Origin of the sequence: Schaalia odontolytica (genome assembly GCF_005696695.1) — a bacterium.
Lineage (GTDB): Bacteria > Actinomycetota > Actinomycetes > Actinomycetales > Actinomycetaceae > Pauljensenia > Pauljensenia odontolytica_C.
Genome location: NZ_CP040006.1, coordinates 1865557 through 1886114 on the forward strand (window position 1 = coordinate 1865557; position 20558 = coordinate 1886114).

20 protein-coding genes are annotated in these 20558 nt (G+C 68.5%); 7 read left to right on the plus strand and 13 right to left on the minus strand.

Going from position 1 to position 20558, the window contains the following annotated elements; all coding sequences use genetic code 11:
• Positions 1 to 43 precede the first annotated feature (43 nt).
• The 3 genes from pta (at position 44) to FBF35_RS08305 (ending at position 3665) form a co-directional block, all read left to right on the plus strand.
• Positions 44 to 1522 carry a phosphate acetyltransferase gene (gene pta / locus FBF35_RS08295; protein ID WP_060565722.1) on the plus strand — a complete coding sequence of 493 codons (1479 nt, stop codon included), beginning with the start codon at positions 44 to 46 and terminating at the stop codon, positions 1520 to 1522.
• Between the two features lie 99 nt (positions 1523 to 1621).
• Positions 1622 to 2821 (plus strand): acetate/propionate family kinase, encoded by a 1200-nt coding sequence (locus tag FBF35_RS08300; protein ID WP_060565723.1) that lies wholly within the window; start codon positions 1622 to 1624, stop codon positions 2819 to 2821.
• A gap of 88 nt (positions 2822 to 2909) precedes the next feature.
• The gene (locus tag FBF35_RS08305; protein WP_060565724.1) at positions 2910 to 3665 is read left to right on the plus strand and encodes an NAD-dependent protein deacylase; all 756 of its coding nucleotides are present in this window, start codon (positions 2910 to 2912) and stop codon (positions 3663 to 3665) included.
• 24 nt (positions 3666 to 3689) lie between these two features.
• Here the strand turns inward: FBF35_RS08305 and FBF35_RS08310 are convergent, their stop codons facing one another.
• Together FBF35_RS08310 and FBF35_RS08315 are read right to left on the minus strand one after the other, a co-directional pair.
• Positions 3690 to 4595 carry a hypothetical protein gene (locus FBF35_RS08310; RefSeq protein WP_060565725.1) on the minus strand — a complete coding sequence of 302 codons (906 nt, stop codon included), beginning with the start codon at positions 4593 to 4595 and terminating at the stop codon, positions 3690 to 3692.
• A 2-nt stretch (positions 4596 to 4597) separates the two neighbouring features.
• Positions 4598 to 5608: an SPFH domain-containing protein gene (locus FBF35_RS08315; protein ID WP_060565726.1), complete on the minus strand. Its 1011-nt coding sequence runs from the start codon at positions 5606 to 5608 to the stop codon at positions 4598 to 4600.
• 104 nt (positions 5609 to 5712) lie between these two features.
• Here FBF35_RS08315 and FBF35_RS08320 point away from each other — a divergent pair, with 104 nt between their 5' ends.
• From FBF35_RS08320 to FBF35_RS08335, 4 genes are all read left to right on the plus strand, one after another.
• Positions 5713 to 6468: an NUDIX hydrolase gene (locus tag FBF35_RS08320; RefSeq protein WP_060565727.1), complete on the plus strand. Its 756-nt coding sequence runs from the start codon at positions 5713 to 5715 to the stop codon at positions 6466 to 6468.
• Between the two features lie 20 nt (positions 6469 to 6488).
• Positions 6489 to 8570, plus strand: a complete 2082-nt coding sequence (locus FBF35_RS08325; RefSeq protein WP_060565728.1) for an NAD(+) synthase — start codon at positions 6489 to 6491, stop codon at positions 8568 to 8570.
• A 116-nt stretch (positions 8571 to 8686) separates the two neighbouring features.
• Positions 8687 to 8896 (plus strand): hypothetical protein, encoded by a 210-nt coding sequence (locus FBF35_RS08330; RefSeq protein ID WP_082632805.1) that lies wholly within the window; start codon positions 8687 to 8689, stop codon positions 8894 to 8896.
• A gap of 25 nt (positions 8897 to 8921) precedes the next feature.
• A complete protein-coding gene (locus tag FBF35_RS08335; protein ID WP_060565729.1) occupies positions 8922 to 9278 on the plus strand; it encodes a hypothetical protein in 357 nt (118 codons plus the stop codon).
• 109 nt (positions 9279 to 9387) lie between these two features.
• Here FBF35_RS08335 and FBF35_RS08340 read toward each other — a convergent pair whose 3' ends face one another.
• From FBF35_RS08340 to FBF35_RS08390, 11 genes are all read right to left on the minus strand, one after another.
• A complete protein-coding gene (locus FBF35_RS08340) occupies positions 9388 to 9759 on the minus strand; it encodes a cupin domain-containing protein (RefSeq protein ID WP_060565730.1) in 372 nt (123 codons plus the stop codon).
• The gene (locus FBF35_RS08345; protein ID WP_060565731.1) at positions 9756 to 10577 is read right to left on the minus strand and encodes a class I SAM-dependent methyltransferase; all 822 of its coding nucleotides are present in this window, start codon (positions 10575 to 10577) and stop codon (positions 9756 to 9758) included. Before FBF35_RS08345 ends, FBF35_RS08340 begins: the two co-directional genes overlap by 4 nt.
• An 80-nt stretch (positions 10578 to 10657) precedes the next feature.
• Positions 10658 to 12331, minus strand: coding sequence for a phospho-sugar mutase (locus tag FBF35_RS08350; RefSeq protein WP_060565732.1), 1674 nt, complete (start codon positions 12329 to 12331; stop codon positions 10658 to 10660).
• A 4-nt stretch (positions 12332 to 12335) separates the two neighbouring features.
• Positions 12336 to 12989: a deoxyribose-phosphate aldolase gene (gene deoC, locus FBF35_RS08355; protein WP_060565733.1), complete on the minus strand. Its 654-nt coding sequence runs from the start codon at positions 12987 to 12989 to the stop codon at positions 12336 to 12338.
• A gap of 20 nt (positions 12990 to 13009) precedes the next feature.
• Positions 13010 to 13717, minus strand: coding sequence for a purine-nucleoside phosphorylase (gene deoD, locus FBF35_RS08360; protein ID WP_060565734.1), 708 nt, complete (start codon positions 13715 to 13717; stop codon positions 13010 to 13012).
• A 112-nt stretch (positions 13718 to 13829) separates the two neighbouring features.
• Positions 13830 to 14813 (minus strand): sugar-binding transcriptional regulator, encoded by a 984-nt coding sequence (locus tag FBF35_RS08365; RefSeq protein ID WP_060565735.1) that lies wholly within the window; start codon positions 14811 to 14813, stop codon positions 13830 to 13832.
• A gap of 36 nt (positions 14814 to 14849) precedes the next feature.
• On the minus strand, positions 14850 to 16136 hold the full coding sequence (locus FBF35_RS08370) for a thymidine phosphorylase (protein ID WP_060565736.1): 1287 nt from the start codon (positions 16134 to 16136) through the stop codon (positions 14850 to 14852).
• A complete protein-coding gene (locus tag FBF35_RS08375; RefSeq protein ID WP_060565737.1) occupies positions 16123 to 16578 on the minus strand; it encodes a cytidine deaminase in 456 nt (151 codons plus the stop codon). The genes FBF35_RS08370 and FBF35_RS08375 overlap by 14 nt, the downstream gene beginning before the upstream one ends.
• Before the next feature lie 8 nt (positions 16579 to 16586).
• On the minus strand, positions 16587 to 17867 hold the full coding sequence (locus tag FBF35_RS08380; protein WP_060565738.1) for an ABC transporter permease: 1281 nt from the start codon (positions 17865 to 17867) through the stop codon (positions 16587 to 16589).
• The gene (locus tag FBF35_RS08385) at positions 17854 to 18993 is read right to left on the minus strand and encodes an ABC transporter permease (protein ID WP_060565739.1); all 1140 of its coding nucleotides are present in this window, start codon (positions 18991 to 18993) and stop codon (positions 17854 to 17856) included. Before FBF35_RS08385 ends, FBF35_RS08380 begins: the two co-directional genes overlap by 14 nt.
• Complete coding sequence (locus FBF35_RS08390) at positions 18990 to 20555, minus strand: ABC transporter ATP-binding protein (protein ID WP_060565740.1); 1566 nt, start codon at positions 20553 to 20555, stop codon at positions 18990 to 18992. The genes FBF35_RS08385 and FBF35_RS08390 overlap by 4 nt, the downstream gene beginning before the upstream one ends.
• Between the last annotated feature and the right edge of the window lie 3 nt (positions 20556 to 20558).

Genomic DNA, 20558 nt, shown 5'->3' on the forward strand with positions numbered 1-20558 from the left:
CCTGAGACCCGCAACATATTTCTCGCACCAAAGGAGCATTCGAGTGTCCCGCTTTATTGTCGTCGCCCCCGGTTCGTCGGAGGCAGCCGCCCTCGCTACTGACGAGCTGGCCCGCGTTCTCGGCGTCGCCACCGTCGACGCCCTGGCCGGCACGACGGCTACCGACGCCGCCCTCCGTCCCGCCTCCGCTCTGCCCGCCGCGGTCGAAGCCGTCCGCGCCGCCGGCGACGACGCGCTCATCGCCCCCGCCCGTGAGGCCTCGAACCGCGCCTTCGACCACGTGGCCTGGAACCTGAACCTCGCCGCCTCCACCCGCGCCGGCGTCATCCTTGCCTTCGACGCCGAGGGTGCCAGCGCCGAGCTCCTCGCCGAAGAGATCGCAGCCGCTCGCCTGCGCGCCAAGGCCGCTGCCGCATCCGTCGTCGCCGTCGTCCTGACCGGTGGCGCCCCCGCGCTTCAGGCCGACGTCCCCGTTCTGACCCTGCCGCTGGGCGACGAGGCCGCGGCCACCCTGCGCGCCACCGCCGCCCCCACCGCGGTCACCCCTCTCGCTTTCCAGGCGGACCTCATCGAGCGCGCCCGCGCCGAGCGCAAGCGCATCGTCCTGCCCGAGCCCGACGACGACCGCGTCCTGCAGGCCGCCGCCCAGGTCCTCGCCGCCGGCATCGCCGACATCACCTTCGTGGGCGACGCCGACTACGTTGCCAAGCGCGCCGGCGAGCTCGGCCTCGACCTGAGCGCCGCCCAGGTCGTCTCCGTGAACGATCCCGCCTACCTCGAGCGCTACGCCGAGGAGTTCGCGCGCCTGCGCGCCAAGAAGGGCGTCACCCTCGAGCAGGCCCGTGAGAAGGTCACCGACGTGTCCTACTTCGGCACCATGATGGTTCACATGGGCGACGCCGACGGCATGGTCTCGGGCGCTGCCCACACGACCGCGCACACGATCGTCCCCTCCTTCCAGATCATCAAGACCGCCCCCGGCGTCTCCGTCGTCTCCTCCATCTTCCTCATGGCGATGAAGGACCGCGTGTGGGCCTTCGGCGACTGCGCCGTCAACCCCAACCCCACCTCCGAGCAGCTGGCCGACATCGCCGTGACCTCCGCGCGCACCGCCGCCCAGTTCGGCGTCACCCCGCGCGTCGCCATGCTCTCCTACTCGACCGGCACCTCCGGGGCCGGCCCGGACGTCGACGTCGTCATCGAGGCCACCCGCCTCGCCCGCGAGAAGGCCCCCGAGCTGGCCATCGAAGGCCCCATCCAGTTCGACGCAGCCGTCGACGAGGCCGTCGCCGCCACCAAGCTGCCCGGCTCCGAGGTCGCCGGCAAGGCCACCGTCTTCGTCTTCCCCTCGCTGGAAGCCGGAAACATCGGCTACAAGGCGGTCCAGCGCTCCTCCGGCGCGCTCGCCGTCGGCCCCGTCCTGCAGGGCCTCAACAAGCCCGTCAACGACCTGTCGCGCGGCGCCCTCGTCGAAGACATCGTCAACACCGTCGCCCTGACCGCCGTCCAGGCCCAGGGCTGAACGGGAACGAGCCCCCGGGGTCCGGTTAGTATTGATGCGAACCGGGCCCCGGCCTCGTACTTTTTCTTTCCTATCCCCCACACCACGAAAGGCGAACGCGTGTCCTCGTCCTCCGTCCTCGTCATTAACTCCGGCTCCTCCTCCATCAAGTACCAGCTCGTCGACCCCGAAACCGGCGACGCCATCGCCAAGGGCATCGTCGAGCGCATCGGTGACACCACCGGCCTCATCAAGCATGAGCACGGCGACGCCGTCACCAAGGAAGAGCTCCCGGTTCCCGACCACACCGTCGGCATGCGTGAGGTCCTGCGCCTCTTCGACACGGAGGGCCCGTCCCTGGCCGAGGCCCACATCCTCGCCGTCGGCCACCGCGTCGTTCAGGGCGGCCGCTACTTCGACGGCCCGGCCCTCATCACCGACGAGGTCCGCAACCTGATCGAAGAGCTGTGCCCGCTGGCTCCGCTGCACAACCCCGCCCACCTCAAGGGCATCGACGTGGCGCGTGAGCTCATGCCCGACGTCCCCCACGTCGCCGTCTTCGACACCGCGTTCTTCCAGCAGCTGCCCGACAAGGCCGCCCTGTACGCCCTCGAGACCGAGACCGCCGAGAAGTACTCTGTGCGCCGCTACGGCGCCCACGGCACCTCCCACCAGTTCGTCTCCCAGGAAATCTCCAAGATGCTGGGCCGCGACGACCTCAAGCAGATCGTCCTGCACCTGGGCAACGGCGCGTCCGCCTCCGCCGTCAAGAACGGCCACCCGATCGACACCTCCATGGGCCTGACCCCCCTCGAGGGCCTCATGATGGGCACCCGCACCGGCGACATCGACCCCGCCGTCGTGTTCCACCTGCAGCGCGTCGCCGGCATGACCGTCGACGAGGTCGACACGCTCTTCAACAAGAAGTCCGGCATGAAGGGCATGACCGGTGAGTCCGACATGCGCTCCGTGTGGGAGGTCATCAACAACACCTCCGACCCCGAGGCCGCCAAGCGCGCGCGTACCGCCATGGACGTGTACATCAACCGCCTGCTGAAGTACGTGGGCTCCTACGCCGCTGAGCTCGGCGGCCTGGACGTCATCACCTTCACCGCCGGCATCGGCGAGAACGACGACGACGTGCGCCGCGAGCTGGCCGAGGCCCTCGCCCCCTTCGGCGTGAAGATCGACGTCGAGGCCAACAAGGGCCGCGTCAAGGAGCCGCGCATCGTGTCCGCTCCCGACTCGACCGTCACCCTCGTCGTCTACCCGACCAACGAGGAGCTGGCGATCGCCCGCCAGGCGCTGACCTTCGCCTGATTCGTTCGTGTCAACGAGGCCGGGGTTCCCACGTGGGGCCCCGGCCTCGGGCGTATCCTGGGAGAGTAGTCATCCTGAGGAGGGCCTCATGAACAGCGACGTTTCCACCCTGGCGGACTGGATTGCTGCTTCCCCATCGACCGTGTTTTTCGGCGGCGCAGGCGTCTCGACCGAGTCCGGGATCCCCGATTTTCGCGGGGCGAACGGCTTCTACTTTCAGGAGCGCGAGATCCCCCTCGAGACGGTGCTGAGCATTGACTTCTTTGAGCGACACCCGCAGGCCTACTGGGAGTGGTTCCACGAGATCTACCGTCCGGTGGAGCCCAACGGCGCGCACAGGACCCTGGCCGCGTTGGAGGGCGCCGGGCTCCTCGATGCTGTCATCACGCAGAACATTGACGGCCTGCACCAGCGGGCCGGGTCGCGCTCCGTATGGGAGCTGCACGGCAACTGGGAGCGGCTCGTATGCACGAGCTGCGGGACAGTCGCGTCACTAGGCGATGCCGTCACGGTTGACGGGGATCCCGTGCCCGCGTGCCCCTCGTGCGCCTCGCAGATGCGCCCCGACATCGTCATGTACGGCGAATGCCTCGACGAGGGCGTCATCGAGGCCGCCGTGTCCGCCATCGCGCGGGCATCCACGCTGATCGTGGCGGGCACGTCCCTCGTGGTCTACCCGGCGGCGGGCCTCATCAACTACTTCTCCGGGGACCACCTGGTGCTCATGAACGCCACCCCGACCTCGGCGGATGCGCATGCCGACCTGATCATCCGTGAGCCGGTGGGCGCGACCCTCGACCGCGTCATGGACCAGCTGCGCGCACGGGGTGTTCTGCCTGCGTAGGCGTTGGCGCACGACCCCGCAGGATCAGCCCTCCCCCAGGCCCGCGGGGTCCACGAGGGACAGGGCCCGCGGGGCGCGCGAAATCCGCACGCTTTGGCCCCAGGTGAGGGTCAGCCGGTCGGACTCCATGCCATCGCCGAACAGCACGAGGGATTCGGAGGCGACGACGAGGCTGAGGTCTTCGTCCTCGTCCAGGATCCCCTCGGTGTACTCGACGCCGGTGAAGGGCGAGGGCCACGCCTCGCGCACGAACCACGCGAGCGAGCGCGAGGTCGGAGCGGGCAGGTCCCCCATGTGGCGGCCGCGCTTGAGGGAGGCGCCCCACCCGGTCGCCCCGGTCCCGGTGGAGACGACGACGCCCGAGGAGGACTGTCGCTCCACACGGGGTCCGAGGGCCAGCTCGTAGCGTGCGCTCTGATGGCTCGGGTGCCCAACAAATACCTCGTTGAGGGCGGTGAGCGTGCGAGAGTCGTCGGCGGTCGCCCGCACCATGGTCAGCTGGTCCACCCGCAGGTCGCCGCCCGCGTCGATACGACCGAGGGCCGCGACCCCCTGGTCGGGAGTGCATCGGACGAGTACGCCGGCGTTCGACTGAGGGACCGAGTTGACGCCGACCACGGCCTGGTCGCCCGCATACTTGGCGACGTTGGCGACCAGACCGTCGGGTCCCACGACGACGATGACGTCCTCGGGGGCGAAAAGGAAGCGCGACAGGGAATCACGCTCCACGTCGGCGCTCGCCCACCCGTCCGGTATTCCTGCCCGCACGCGAGCCAGGGCGGCCACGTGAGACTCGTGCGCGCGCTCGACGGACTCGAGGGTGCGCCCGCGGCTGCGCAGGACGAATTCGACCTGGCCGCGCGTGGAGTAGCGGTCCATGAGCTCGTCGAACTCGGTGGGGCGTCGGACGATGACGGCGCGGCGGCGCATGACTACTGTCCCGCCTTCGACGAGCCGGTGAAGGCAGCGACAAGATCGCTGAGCACGTCGGCAGTGATGGTGATGTTCCCGAAGGACGGCATGTTCTTCGCCATTTCCTTCAGCGCGAGGGCACGCGCCACCTCGGGCCCGGCCTGCGCGAGCGCCTGGATGTAGGCAGCGTCGTTGGCGATGCGGGCGCGGCCCGCGGTGTTCCAGTCGACTTCGTACGCCTTGGCTTTTTCGGTGATACGGCGCGCTTCCGCTTCGACCTCAATAGCGTCCGCCGCGGCCTTCTCTTCGGCTTCGCGCCTGGCGTTATGGCCTTCCTGGTCGACGAGGTCGGCACGCTTGCGGGCCAGGTCGAGCTTGGATTGCATCTCGTTTGCGGAGATCTGGGACTCGCGCTCGACGGCGAGCGCCCGGCGTTCGTAGAGGGCGCGGTCGGCCTCGGCCTGGAGTTGCTCGAGGAGCGGGGCGCGCAGGGAGGATTCGACCCCTTCGTCCGGGCGCAGGCTCAGCAGGCGCGCGTCGACGACGGCAACGCCGGTGGCGCGCAGCTGATGATCGTCCGCGAAGGCTTGGGTGAGCACGTGACCAACCTTCTCCAGGGAGCCACTAATAGCGTCGGAGAGGGTCATCTCGCCGATTGCCGAGGCCAGGGCGGAGAAGGCGATGCGGGTGACGGTTTCGTCGATCTGCCACAGTCCCTGGGCGTCTGCTCCCACTTCGCGCGGGTAGAGCCCGAAGTCGTAGTGTGCGGCGGCGGCTTCTGCGTCCTCGATGTGGTAGGTGATGGCAACCTGCGCGTTGATGTTCTGCTGATCCGCGGTGGTCGCCTGCACGAGGAAGCTGTGGGCCCGGTTAGCGGTGGGCACCTCGGCGAGCGCGCAGCGGCCGGCTCGCAGCCAGAAGGACTGGCCGACGCCGGATCGGATCGTGCGTCCGGCGCGGATCTGGACGACGTGATCGCCGGCGCCGCCCTGGTAGCGGATGAGGAAAGGGTGGTGGCGAAGGGTTCCCATGATGACTCCTTGGTTGGGTGGCGAACCACTTGTTTATGTCAGGATGACGATAACCCCTCATCGCATTTAATGTCAACTCGACACAAATAGGCTAGGCTTGCACCATGACCTCACCCCTGACCATTCCCGTCGCGGTCGACATCGTCGCCCTGACGGTCATCGACCACACGCTCCACGCCCTCGTCGTGCGGCGCGGAATCGAGCCTTTCAAGGACCACCTGGCACTTCCCGGCGGCTTTCTACGCGAGGGCGAACAGACCGAAGAGGCCGCAGCGCGCGAACTCGAGGAGGAAACCGGCGTCACTCCGCCGGGACACCTCGAACAGCTCTTCTCCTACGGGCCGGAGGGCCGCGATCCGCGCGGCCCCATCCTCTCCGTCGCCTACCTCCTCCTCGCCCCCTCGTTTTCGCCCACCCAGGCAGGAGGCGACGCCACGGGAGCCCTGTGGCACCCCGTCGACGCCCTCCTTGCGCCCACCTCGCCCCTCGCCTTCGACCACGCGAGAATCCTCGCGGACGGCGTGGAGCGCGCCCGCTCCAAGATCGAATATTCACCCCTGGCCACATCCTTCTGCGGCCCCGAGTTCACGATCACGCAGCTGCGCAACACGTACGAAGCCATCTGGGGATCGGCGCTCGACCCGCGCAATTTTCATCGAAAAGCAACAAAAACCGCGTCATTCATCGAACCAACGGGCGGCACGGTGCGCGAGGGTGCCGGGCGCCCGGCCGCCCTCTACCGACTCGTCCCGGGCGTCGATGCTACGGCCTTCGTCCTCGACCCGCCCCTGCGCCGCCCACCCGCCCCAGCCCCGGCCTCGTCGATGAAGAGCGCGAGCGCGCCGAGTGCGCAAGAATAGCCCAGTACCGAAGGAGAACCATGAACTTCCATTCCCTCTACGATCAGGGCTTTGCGCGCGTTGCCGCCGTGACCCTGCCCGTACACCCCGCCCGCCCGTTCGAGAACGCGCGCGAGATCATCGACGCCGCCCGCGAGCTTGATGCGCGCGGCGTCGCGATGGGCGTATTCCCCGAACTGTGCGTCTCCGGCTACGCCATCGACGACCTGTTCCTGCAGGACGTGCTGCTCGATAACGTCGAGAAGGCCCTCGCACAGATCGTCGAGGCCAGCGCCGACCTGCTCCCCCTCCTCATCGTGGGCGCGCCCCTGCGCAAGGACAACGCCCTGTACAACTGCGCCGTCGCCATCCACCGCGGCCGCGTGCTGGCGATCGTCCCCAAGTCCCACCTGCCCAACTACCGCGAGTTCTACGAGAAGCGCCACTTCGTCACTATGCCCCCGCGCGCCTGCGAGCGCATCGAGGTGCCGTGGGGCGGCGTCGAGGAATTCAGCGGCGGCCCCGTGTGGGTTCCCTTCGGCCAGGCCCTCCTGTCCGCTGACGACGTGCCCGGCCTGACGGTCGGCATCGAAGTCTGCGAGGACATGTGGGTCCCCGTCACCCCATCGACGGAGCTGGCGCTCGCGGGTGCGACCGTCCTGGCCAACCTGTCGGCCTCCCCCATCACCGTGGGACGCGGCGCCGACCGCGAGCTCATGGTGCGCTCAATCTCCTCGCGCTGCTGCGCGGCCTACGTGTACACGGCCGCCGGCATCGGCGAGTCCAGCACGGACCTCGCCTGGGACGGCGAAACCATGATTTACGAGGCCGGGGATCGCCTCGCGATCGGCGAACGCTTCCAGGAGGGCACCCACATCACGATCGCCGACGTGGACCTGGAGCGCCTGCGCACCGAGCGCAAGCGCCAGAACTCGTTCACGGACAACGCACAGCGCTACTTCGCGGGCGACGAGCGCATGGCCCCACAGGAGGTCGAGTTCACGCTCGACCCGCCGCGCACCGACCTGGGCCTGGAGCGAGCAGTCAACCGCTTCCCCTTCGTCCCCAACGATCCCACGCGCCTGGAGCAGGACTGCTACGAGGCCTACAACATTCAGGTGGCCGGCCTGGTCCAGCGCCTGCGCGCGATCGGCAACCCGAAGATCGTCATCGGCGTCTCCGGCGGCCTGGATTCCACGCACGCGCTGGTCGTGGCCGCGCACGCAATGGACTTGCTGGGCCGTCCGCGCACGGACATCCTGTGCTACACGCTGCCCGGTTTCGCCACCTCCGAGCGCACGAAGAAGAACGCGACCCTGCTGTGCCAGTACCTGGGCACGTCCTTCGAGGAGATCGATATCCGTCCGGCTGCCACGCAGATGCTGGAGGACATCGGGCACCCCTACGGCGAGGGCGAGGCCACCTACGACGTGACGTTCGAGAACGTCCAGGCGGGCCTGCGCACCGACTACCTGTTCCGCCTGGCCAACCACCTGGGCGGCATCGTGCTGGGTACGGGAGACCTGTCCGAGCTGGCGCTGGGCTGGTGCACGTACGGCGTGGGCGACCAGATGAGCCACTACGCGGTCAACACGGGCGTGCCGAAGACCCTCATGCAGCACCTGATCCGCTGGGTCGTGGCCTCCAAGCAGTTCGACGACCGCGTTGGCGAGGTACTCCTGTCGATCCTCCACACGGAGATCTCCCCCGAGCTGGTTCCCGCCAAGCCGGGCGAGAAGATGCAGTCCACGCAGGACAAGATCGGCCCCTACAACCTGCAGGACTTCACGCTGTACCACGTGCTGCGTCGCGGCGCGCGCCCCTCGAAGATCGCCTTCCTGGCGGAGAAGGCCTGGTCGGACGCCTCGGTGGGCTCCTGGCCGGTCGGCTTCCCCGAGGAGGACAAGGTCGCGTACTCGCTCGAGGAGATCGTCAAGTGGGAGCGCCTGTTCCTGTGGCGTTTCTTCAGCCAGCAGTTCAAGCGCAGCGCCCTGCCCAACGGCCCGAAGGTCATGGCCGGCGGCTCACTGTCCCCGCGCGGGGATTGGCGCATGCCCTCGGACGTGTCGGGCGCGGATTGGGTCGCCGAACTCGACGAGGCCGTGAAGGGCCTGGTCGACTAACCTGACACACGCTCGGCAAGCCGAGCTGTTTCCTGAGGGGCGGTGCTCACGCGAGCACCGCCCCTTGGCTTACTCACCGCGCTCGTGCTGCGCCAGGCCAGGAGAGGAGCCGTCCTGTGAACGCGTTGACCTCCCCCGCGCAACGCAAGGCTGCCTCCCACACCCCGGCCTCGTCCGCGCACACGAAGCGCCCCACCCGGCGCACCGGCGCGTTCACGTCCCCATCTGCCCGGCGCCGCTGGTGGATCCTCTTCGGGGCCGCGTGCGCGGTGACGAGGCCGGGGCCGGGTAGAATGGTCGCGCGGCCCTTCGTGAAACGGCCGTGAAACGCTTATCTTTCGAGGGGTTCCCGTGCACGTCGGACTGATCGTTGCCTTCCTGATTCTCGCCGTTGCTCTCATCGCGGGTGGGCTCTACCTGTTCGCGTCGGGCCTGACCGCGCGCGCCGGCGTGTGCCGACCTCCCCTGGGGCTGCGCCTTCAGGGCGTCGAGCCCGGCTCGCAGGCTTGGGAGCGCGCCCACCGCGCTGCCTGGCCCATCCTCTTCGGCGGCGGCGTCCTGGGCACCGCCCACGGCATCGCCCTGGCCGCCACCACCCTCATGGACGCGCGCATCTCCGTGCCCATCGTCTTCATCGTCTCAGGCCTCATCGTCGAGGTCGGCCTCTGGCTGGTCGCGAAGGGCGCCGGCAAGGCGTCGCTGAAGTAAACCTCCGCGGGGCGCCGCCGCCCCGCCCGCCCCGCGCGGATACGACAAACGGGCCCCGGCCTCGTGCATCACCTCACGAGGACGGGGCCCGCCGCACAGTGTCGGGGTCTCAGGCCTTGGGGCGCTCGCGACGGTCGAGCATGTACAGGGCCATCTTCGAGGGCTCGAGCGCGCGCACGGCGTGCGGCAGGCGCGTGCCGAAGTGGATGACGTCGCCGGGCTTCAGGACGACGGTGCGACCGTCGGCCTCGATCTCCAGGGCACCCTCAAGGGTGTGCAGGATGACGGGCATCGCGGCGGTGTGCTCGCTGAGGATCTCGTCCTTATCGAAGCTGAAGAGGACCAGGCGCACGCCCTCTGCGTGCATGACGGTGCGCGACACCGTGGCTTCCTCGTTGATCTGGATCATCGAGGCGATGTCCTGCAGGTCCGTCATGATGGGCGTGGGGACCTCGGTGTTCGATTCGGGCGACAGGCTCATTGGCTCTCCTTGGGTTTGCGCGCGACGATGGCGACGCCGCACAGGTGTCGATCATATTTCTTAAACGTGCGCGCCATTGTCGTGACGCGTTCACGCAGGTCTTTGTCCCGCGCGACGTTGCGCATGATACGCAGCGCTCCGAGCACGCCCTCGTCGGCGATCATGCGGCCGGGCTTGAGGAGGGCCATCGGAGCCGTGCGTGTTTCCTCCACGACGAGGCCAACCTCTTCGAGCGCGCGCCTCCAGTCGGCGACCGTGAGGGGCCGGGCGTTGACATTGATGGCGCGTGCCAGCGCGCGGCGGATCTCGGTGGCGGGTTCTTCCGCGATGGAGTCGGGGCGCATCGCCAGCTCGTGGATGACGTACCGGCCGCCGGGGCGCAGGATGCGCGCGGCCTCGCCCATGATGGCGCGTTTGGCTTTCTCTCCCTGCATGGAGAGCATAGCTTCGCCGACGACGACGTCCGCGCTCTCGTCCGGCAGGCCGGTCTCAGCGGCATCAGCATTCACGCAGCGCCCCACACCCGAGGCGATGGCATCCACGCGCGCGGAGGCGTTCGGATCGCGCTCCACGCCGACGTAGGAGGCGGGGCCTACCTCAATAATCGCCGAGGCCGTGACGCCCAGGCCGGGCGCGAACTCGACGACGTCCGAGCCGGGCAACACGGCACGCTTGAGCGCCCACGTACTGAGGGCGAGACCGCCGGGGCGCAGCACCGTCTTTCCGGCGCGCGCAAGGACCCAGTGGCCGGGCGCCTTCTCGACGGGCCGGTCGGCGAAGGGAAGGGTCTCCGCCAGCGATTCACTGTGAGTTGCCATATACGCAAGTATAGCGTTATCTATTTCTTCACGCAGGGCTATACCCACAGAAAATACGCCGACGGAGTCCCGATTCGCCTCTACAGGCCGATAATCTCGGCGAAAGCAGCCTTAATTGCGTCGAGGCGCTCGCGCGCCTGCTCCCAGGGCAGCGGCTCCCCCTCGGCGACCGGCAGGATCACCTCGAGGTAGCACTTGAGCTTTGGCTCGGTGCCCGAGGGGCGCGCGATGACGCGGTCCCCCGCCTCGGTGAGCACGAGGACGCCGTCCGTGGGCGGCAGGCCGCGGTATCCCTGCGACAGGTCCGAGACCTCGACGACGGGAGAGCCGGCCAGGACACTCGGCGGCTGGGCACGCAGGCGTGCCATGCCGCTGGCGATCTGCTCGATCTGCTCGACGCGGAAGGTCAGCGGCGAGCTCACGTGTAGGCCGTGCAGTCGCGCCAGGCGCTCCAGCTCGTCCCACACGCTGCGCCCCTGCGCCTTGAGGGCGGCCACCAGGGAGGCGGCGACGACCGAGGTCGCGATGCCGTCCTTGTCGCGCACGTGGCCCGGATCGGGGCAAAAGCCAATGGCCTCCTCATAGCCGAAGCCGAGGCCCGGGGCCCGGGCGATCCACTTGAAACCGGTGAGCGTCGTGTGGTGCTCCAGGCCGTGGGCACGGGCAATACGCGAGAGCAGACGCGAAGACACAATCGAGTTCGCGAGCGACCCCGTCATGCCGCGCGAAGCCAGGAACTCGCCCAGCAGCGAGCCGATCTGGTCGCCGCTCAGCGGACTCCATCCCGTCTCCGAGGCGGGGTCAGGCACCGCGAGCGCGCAGCGGTCCGCGTCGGGGTCGACCGCGATGATGAGGTCGGCCCCCTGCTCGCGCGCCTGCTCGATCGCCATGTCGAGGGCGCCGGCCTCTTCGGGGTTGGGGAAGGGCACGGTCGGGAAGTCCGGATCGGGATCGGCCTGCGCCGCCACGAGGGAGACGTTGGAGAAACCGGCCTCGGCCAGGACGCGCGAGGTGATCGCGGCGCCAACGCCGTGCATGGCGGTCAGGACGATGCGCAGGTCCTCACGGGCTGAGGCCTCGCCCGAGGCCAGGGCGGACGCGCAGGCCACGTATTCCTCACGCGGGTCCACGGCCTCGATAAGGTCGTCATTCATCGGGACCTCGTCCGCGGGCGGCGCGGCCTCGATGGCCGCCGCGATCTCCGCGTCGAAGGGCGGGACGATCTGGACACCGCGCCCGTCGCCCTGCGCGACGGTGCCACCCAGGTAGACCTTGTAGCCGTTGTCCGGGGCGGGGTTGTGGGAGGCGGTCACCATGACGCCCGCGTCCGCGTCGAAGTGCAGCATCGAGAAGGAGGTGAGCGGGGTCGGGTTGGCCTGGGGCAGCGCGAGGACGCGCACGCCGGCGGCCGAAGCGACGCGGCAGGCGGCCGTGGCGAATTCGGAGGACCCGTAGCGGGCGTCGCAGCCGACCACCAGCGTGGGGGTGCCGGTTGCGTGGCGCTTGACGACCTCGCACAGGCCTGCGGTCGCGCGGATGACGACCGCGAGGTTCATGCGGGACTCGCCCGGACCGACGACGCCTCGCAGGCCGGCGGTGCCGAACTGGAGGGGGCCGTTCATGGCCGCACCGACGCGGGCCGCAGCCTCCTCGTCGCCGCCCTGTGCGGCCTCGATGTCGGCGCTCAGGGCCGAGGCCGTGGCGGGGTCCGGGTCGTGGCTCGCCCACTGGCGGGCACGCTCGAGCAGCTCCATCGTCTCAGTCCTCCAGTCCTGCCAGGATGGCGTTGGTTGCGGACACTCCCAGGCGGGAGGCTCCGGCCTCGATCATGGCCAGGGCGGTCTCGGCGTCGCGGATGCCACCCGAGGCCTTGACCCCCAGGGCGTCGCCGACCGTGGCGCGCATGAGCGCGACCGCGTGGGTCGAGGCGCCGCCCGCGGGGTGGAAGCCCGTCGAGGTCTTGACGAAATCCGCGCCCGCGGCCACCGAGGCGGTGCATGCGGCGACGATCTCGTCGTCCGTCAGCGCGGCGGACTCGATGATGACCTTCAGGATGCGAGGCGCGGGGACGGCGCGGCGCACGGCCGCGATCTCTTCCTCGAGCTCGCGGAGGCGCGCGTCCTTGATCAGCTCGATGTTGATGACCATGTCGATTTCGTCCGCGCCGTCGGCGACGGCCTGGGCGGCCTCGAAGGCCTTGACCTGGGGCTTGACCGCGCCCGAGGGGAAGCCGACCACGCAGGCGACCTTCAGGCCCTCGGGGACGTCGAGGGGCAGCATCGAGGGGGACACGCACACCGAGAAGGTGCCGGCTGCGGCGCCCTCCTCGACGATGCGGGCCACGTCCGCCTTGGTTGCCTCGGGCTTGAGGATCGTGTGGTCAATCATCGCGGCCACGTCACGCTTGTTCATGGAACTACTTTCTTGTCGCATCACAGCTGGGCCAGGGGCAGGGCCAGCTCCATCATGGTGGTAAAGGACGTCTGACGCGCCTGGGCATCGGTGGCCTCGCCCGTCACCAGGGAGTCCGAGACGGTGAAGATACCCACGGCCTCGACGCCCGCGTGGGCGGCGGTGGCGTACAGGCCCGCGGACTCCATCTCGATCGCGAGAACGCCCATGCGCTGCCAGGCCTCGTTGAAGGTCGGGTTCGCGTTGTAGAACGTGTCAGAGGAGAGGATGTTGCCCACGTGGATCGGCACGTCGGCCTCACGGGCACGACGCACCACGTCCTCGATGAGGCGGAAGGAGCCGATCGGCGCGTAGGAACCGGGGATCTGGTACTGATCCAGGAACGCCGAGTTCGAGCAGGCGGCCTGGGCGACCACCACGTCGTACAGGTTGACGTCCGGCTGCAGGGCACCGCATGTGCCCACGCGCACGAGGCGCGTGCAGCCGAACTCGTGGATCAGCTCGTGGGCGTACAGCGAAATCGACGGGATGCCCATACCCGAGCCCATGACGGACACCGGGGTGCCGCGGTACGTGCCGGTGTAGCCCAGCATGTTACGCACGGCGTTGAACTGCTGCGCGTCCTCCAGGTAGGTCTCGGCAATAAACTTCGCGCGCAGCGGGTCTCCGGGCAGGAGGATCGTCGGCGCGATGGGGGCGGTGGGGTTGATGTGCGGTGTCGAGCGCATGTGTCCTCCTGTGGTGTCGAGGAGCCCGGGGCTCCGTCGAGGCTTCTTTACCCTTGTCGCAAGGCTATGCCGTGCAATTGAAATGTGTCAACGAGTGGTTTGACAAATGTTCTCATCCGCTTGGGGTGCGATCATGCACCCCGCGCGGGGTTGCCCCGCGCGGCCGTTCCAGCAGCGCGAGGGCCAGGTCCTGGTCGACCACCAGGTGCGTGGCCAACCCCATGTGCAGCGCCGTGTCCAGCGCCTCCGCTTTCACACGCCCGCCGGCAACGAGCACCCGCACAGGGCGAGAGCGCAGCTCCTCGAGCGTGATGCCAACCGTCCTGCGGTCGACCGATGCCAGGGCGACGCCGCCCTCGCGCGTGAAAAATCGCGAACACGCGTCCCCGACCGCGTCGCGCAGGAGCGCCTCCACCTCGTCGTCCTCGAGCTGGCCAAGGTTGAGCGAGAGGGCCTCGCGACCCAGGGAACCGACGGTAAACACCGCCACGTCCACGCCGCGCCCCTCCTCCAGGATCCGCTCGATCGACCGGTCACGGCGCACGATCGAGAGCATCGCGGTGTCCTGGAAAATGACGGGGAGCGGCAGGTAGCGCGGCTCAGCACCGAAGGCCTCGCAGAAGGACCGCATGATCTCAAAATCGTGCGTCGCCCTCTCGGAAAACGACGCCCCGCCCTTGAGCTGGACGACGCGCACACCCACGCGAGGAGCGCGGGCCAGGTGGGCCGCGAGCGCACTCATCGTGCGCCCCCAAGAAATCCCCACGCTCATACCGTCGCGCACGAGCTGGGTGACAACATCGGCACCGACGCGGCCGACCTGCTCAATGGCTTCGTCCTCAGTCGCGCCCGCGCCATGGGCAACGCGAGCGCAGGCCAGTCCAAAGCGCCTCTCCAGCCGCAGCGCAATCTCCGAGGCATCCTCGCGCGGATCGTGGATCTCGATGGTCACGAAGCCGCGCTCGCGGCCATGAGCGAGGAGTTTGGCAACCGTGGGGCGCGACAGGCCCATGCGGGTGGCGACCTCGGCCTGGCTGAGGCCCTGCTGGTAGTAGAGCTTGACCGCCTCGATCGACTGTTCGTCGCGCCGTTCCACGATTCCTCCTCCCTGTTCGCTCGCGCCTCGCCGGCTTTAGGACACCGTCTCCAGGACGACGCTGCGCGGCTCGAGGGCGACCCCGTCGGCGATCTCGATGGCACCGGAGAGGGACTCCAGGGCGCGCTCGATGCGCCACTCGTCGTCGGTGTGGAGCGTGAGCAGGGGTTGGCCCGCCGCGACGCGCTCGCCCGGCTTTGCATGAATCTCGATGCCGGCGCCCGCCTGCACGGGATCCTCCTTGACGGCGCGGCCAGCGCCCAGCCTCCACGAGGCCACGCCCACGGACAGGGCGTCCATGCCGACCACGGTTCCCCCGGCCTCGGCGAGGACCTGGTGGGTGTGAGCGGCGCGGGGCAGCGGTGCATCCGGGTCTCCGCCCTGCTCGCGGATCATCGCGCGCCAGCGGTCCATCGCGCGCCCATCCGCCAGCGCGGCCTCCACGTCGGCATCGCGGACCCCCGCGAGGTCGAGCATGTTGCGCGCGAGCTCGCACGTCAGCTCGACGACGTCGGAGGGGCCGCCGCCGGCGAGGACCTCGACGGATTCCTCCACTTCGAGGGCGTTGCCGATCTTGCGCCCCAGCGGCACGGACATGTCTGTGAGGAGGGCGCGCGTGGCGACCCCCGCGTCGCGTCCGAGGTCGACCATCGTGCGGGCGAGCTCGCGCGCAGCATCCAGGTCCTTCATGAAGGCACCCGACCCGACCTTGACGTCTAGGACGAGGGCTCCCGTGCCCTCTGCGATCTTCTTGCTCATGATGGAACTGGCGATCAGCGCGATCGACTCGACGGTCGAGGTGATGTCGCGCAGGGCGTAGAGCTTCTTGTCCGCGGGCGCCAGGCCCGAGCCCGCCGCGCAGATGACCGCGCCACAGCCCTGCCCCAGCTGAGTCATGATCTCGTCGTTACTCAGCTGCGCGCGCCACCCGGGGATCGCCTCGAGCTTATCGAGGGTACCGCCCGTGTGCCCCAGGCCTCGGCCCGACAGCTGCGGGACGGCCACGCCGAAGCACGCGACCAGCGGGGCCAGGGGCAGCGTGATCTTGTCACCCACGCCGCCCGTGGAGTGCTTGTCGGCGGTCGGCTTGCCGATACCGGAGAAGTCCATGCGCGCGCCCGAGCGGATCATCGCGTCCGTCCAGCGGGCGATCTCGCCCCGATCCATGCCGCGCAGGAAGATCGCCATCGCCAGGGCGGCCATCTGCTCGTCCTTGATGACGCCCTTCGTGTAGGCGTCGATCGTCCAGTCGATCTGGTCGGGGGTGAGCACTCCCCCGTCGCGCTTGACGCGGATGATGTCAACGGCATCAAAGAGAGCCATCGTGTCCTTCTTTCTCTTCCGATGAGGCCGGGGCCGCCTGGGCGACGCTCGACAGATCGTGGGGTCCGAACGCGCCGGGCAGCACCTCCGTCATGGGTGCGACACCATCGGGCATGAGGACCAGGCAGGAGGGCCCGCCATGCTCGTAGATAAGCTGGCGGCAGCGCCCGCACGGGGCCACCGGCTCCTCGTTGCCGTTGACGGCGACGACCGCGACGAGGGTGCCTCCGCCGGAGCGGATGAGGTCGGAGACCATGCCGCACTCGGCGCACAGAGTGACGCCGTATCCGGCGTTTTCGACGTTGCATCCGCTAACGAGCCAGCCGTCCGCCGTCAGTCCCGCGGCCCCCACGGGGAAGTTCGAGTAGGGGCAGTACGCGTGCTTCATCGCGTCGATGGCCTCGGCCAGCAGGGCGTCCCAGTCAATATCTGTTGGATCCATGCGGGTTCTCACTTCACGTAGGGAATATTTTCAGCGGCCGGCGCGCGCGACTTACCAACGAATCCAGCGACGGCCACGATCGTGACCACGTAGGGAATCATCGAGACGAGGTCGGCGGGGATCGCGGGCTCGATGTTGGGCAGCATCCGGGCCAGGGCCTGCGCGAAGCCGAACATGACGGCCGCACCCATGGCTCCCAGCGGGTTCCACTTGCCCAGGATCATGGCGGCCAAGGCGATGTAGCCGTTGCCCGCGGAAATGTTGTCCGTGAAGGCCAGGCCGGAGCCGATCGTGAAGAACGCGCCACCCAGGCCGGCGAAGGACGACCCCAGGATCGTGTTGAGGGTGCGCGTACACCCCACGTTGATGCCCACCGTGTCGGCGGCGCGCGGGTGCTCACCGCAGGCCCGCAGCCGCAGGCCCCACCGGGAGCGGAACAGGAAGAAGGCCAAGGCGATGACGGCCGCGTACATGAGGTACACGAGGATCGACTGGTTGAACAGGACCGGACCGACGATCGGGATCTCCGACAGGACGGGAATCTTGATGTCGGACAGCGAGAACTGGTTGGTGTTCAGGCTTCCGGGAGCATCCTTCATGATCGTGCCGTAGAAGAACGTCGTCAGGCCCAGGGCCAGGACGTTCAGGACGACGCCGACGATGATCTGATCCACCCCGTATTTGACGGAGAAGAGGGCCAGGAGGGATCCCAGGAGGGCACCCGCAAGGGGAGCCGCGACGAGGCCTGCGTAGGGAGTCTGGAAGTACGAGGCCGCCATGACGCCCGCGAACGCGCCCACCAGGAGGTCACCCTCAATCGCGATATTAACGACGCCCACGCGCTCCGAGATAACACCCGAGAGGGAGCCGAAGATGAGCGGCGTCGAGATCGCCACGGTGGACACCAGGGTCGAGGTCAGCGTGACGACGCCCGACGACCCGGAGCCCGCGTAGAACAGGAAGCCCAGGATCGTGGACAGCCCGACAACCGCCATGCCACCGACGCGTGCCCACTCGGGCTGGGTGATGCGCCGCAGCGTCGCCGCAACCGTCCAGGCGGTGATCGCAATCGTCAGGGCGGCGAGCACCCACACGATGGGAGCGCCCGCGATGACGATGTCTGGAATCGAGTAGGACTGCGACTTGTCGTTCAGGCGCAGCGTCATGTCGCCTCGGGCGGCGGCCGCGAATACCACGAGCAGCACGCAGGCGGCGACGTAGATGCCGGGAAGCTTCCAGGAGCGCTTGGCCTCGACCTGAGCGACCACGCCGGACTCACTTGTGCTCATCGGCGTTCCCCTTTCGCGTGTTAGCCGCGAGCGCGCGGACATCGGGCAGACGGAACAGCCAGCGCACGAGCGCGGGCGCTGCGATCAGCAGAACAATGACCGACTGCAGGATGAGGATCATGTCGATCGGCACGCCCTTGGCCTGCATCGTGTAACCGCCCGCCTTGAAGGCGCCGAAGAGGAGCCCCGCGCCGAAGGTTCCCCAGGTCTTGTTGCGGCCCAGGAGGGCCACCGTGATCGCGTCGAAGCCGATCGAACCGGCCACGTCACGCGAGACGTACCCGATGGTCCCCAACGCCTCGTTCGCCCCGGCCAGGCCGAGGAACGCGCCCGAGAGAACCATCGTGATCGCCGTGATGCGCTCGACCGAGATACCGGCCGTGCGGGCGGCTGCCGCGTTGGCACCAACCGCGCGGATCTGGAATCCCAGCGTGGATCGCTCGATCAACCACCAGAAGGCGACGAGGGCGACCAGGGCAACCAGGAACCCTACATGCAGCTTGAAGGGGGCGGGCAGGAGCCGCGCGAAAGCTGCGCTCTCCGCAACCTTGGGTGTCACCGGCTGATTCGTTCCGGGCACCTGCCATGCCTTCTGCGCGAGCGTGTATCCCAAGCCCAGCGTCGCAATCGAGTTGAGCATGATCGTCACGATCACCTCGTTCGCGCCCGTCTTCGCCTTGAGGACGCCAGCGATGCCGCCGTAGAGGCCGCCCGCAATCACCGCGACGAGGAGGGCCACCAGCGTGTGCACAACCGGAGGCAGGCTCACAGCGAAGCCCACCCACACGGCAGCGAGCGCTCCGACGATGATCTGGCCCTTGCCGCCAATGTTGAACAGGCCGGCACGGAAGCCGAGCGCCAGACCCAGGCCCGAGATGATCAGCGGAATCGAATAGAAGAGAGAGTCCGTCAGCGGCTTGATCATGCGAACAGCGTTCGCCGCGTTCGGATCCACGATGGAGCCGCGGAACATCGCATAGTAGGCGTCCAGCACGGACGCCCCCGACAGCGCGATGAGGATCGCGCCGATCGCGAAGGCGATGAGGACGGCCAGCACCGATACGAACCACTGGGAGCCAAAGACCCGGGTCGCAATCCCCGGCCCGTTACTCTTACGCGTGCTCATTGCTCCTCCTTTCGAGGTGTCCCGGCGTCCCCAGCGGATCCCGAGGAAGCCGCCACGGCCTCGTCCAGGGGGACGCCGGCCATCATGAGGCCGAGGACGTCGCGGCCCGTGTCCGCCGGGACGATGCCAACAATGCGGCCGCGGTACATGACGGCGATGCGGTCGGCCAGTGAGACCACCTCGTCGAGCTCCGAGGAGATGAGCAGGACCGCGCAGCCCTGGTCCCGAACGTCCACGATCCTGCGGTGAATGAACTCGATCGAGCCGACGTCGACGCCTCGCGTCGGCTGATTCGCGACCAGCAGCGTCAGGTCACGCGACATCTCGCGGGCGACGACCACCTTCTGCTGATTGCCGCCCGACAGGGAGGAGACCGGGTCCTCGATTGCCGTCAGGCGAATGTCGTATTCCTTTTCCTTGTCGCGGGCGTTGCGCGCGATCGCGCCGCGCTTGAGGGATCCCGCAGCCGAGAAGGCGGAGGAGCGGAACTGGTCGAGCACCAGGTTGTCCGCGATCGAAAACGAGGCGATGATGCCGTCCGTCGACCGGTCCTCGGGGATGAAACCGACGCCCGCGTCCAGGGACTCGCGAGGCTTCGCGCGGGTAATGTCCGCGTCCTCGAGTCGGATCACGCCACTGTCGGGAGTCCGCAGGCCAAGGATCACCTCGGCAAGCTCCGTCTGCCCGTTGCCCTGCACGCCTGCGACCGCGAGGATCTCGCCGCGGGGAACGTCGAAGGACACGTGGTCAAGCAGCGGCACTCCGCCCGCGCCCAGCAGGGACACGTCCTCGAAGGCCAGGCCGCCGCCAGCGGGACGCGCGGGATCCTTCTCCACGCGCATGAGCACCTCGCGCCCGACCATCTGCGTGGCCAGCGAGGCCTCGGAATCGCTCGGGGACGCGTGCCCCACGACCCGACCGCGGCGAATGACCGTGATCTCGTCGGCCACCGCGCGCACCTCGCGCAGCTTGTGGGTGATGAACACGATCGAGGTCCCGGCATCGGCGAGCTGACGCATGATCGTCATCAGCTCGTCCGTTTCCTGCGGGGTGAGCACCGCCGTCGGTTCGTCGAGGATGAGGACCTTCGCCTGGCGCGACAGGGCCTTGACGATCTCCACGCGCTGTTGGGCACCCACCGGCAGATCCTCAATGAGGGCGTCGGGGTCCAGGTCGAAGCCGAAACGCGCCGACACCTCGCGCACCGTCTGGCGGGCACGCTCACGACTGATGATTCCGGCAGGACCGGTCGGCTCAAAGCCCAGGGCGATCGACTCGGCGACCGTGAAGACGGGGATGAGCATGAAGTGCTGGTGCACCATGCCGATGCCCGCCGCAACCGCGTCGCCGGGACCCTTGAACGTCACGGGCTCGCCGTCAATGAGGATCTGCCCCTCGTCAGGCGCATGCATCCCGTACAGGACGTTCATGAGCGTGGACTTACCCGCGCCATTCTCTCCCAGCAGCGCGTGAATGTGCCCTTCCTCGATCGTTAAGTCAATCGAGTCATTGGCGATGAGGGGACCAAACCTCTTCGTGATCCCCCGCAACTCTAATTTCATACC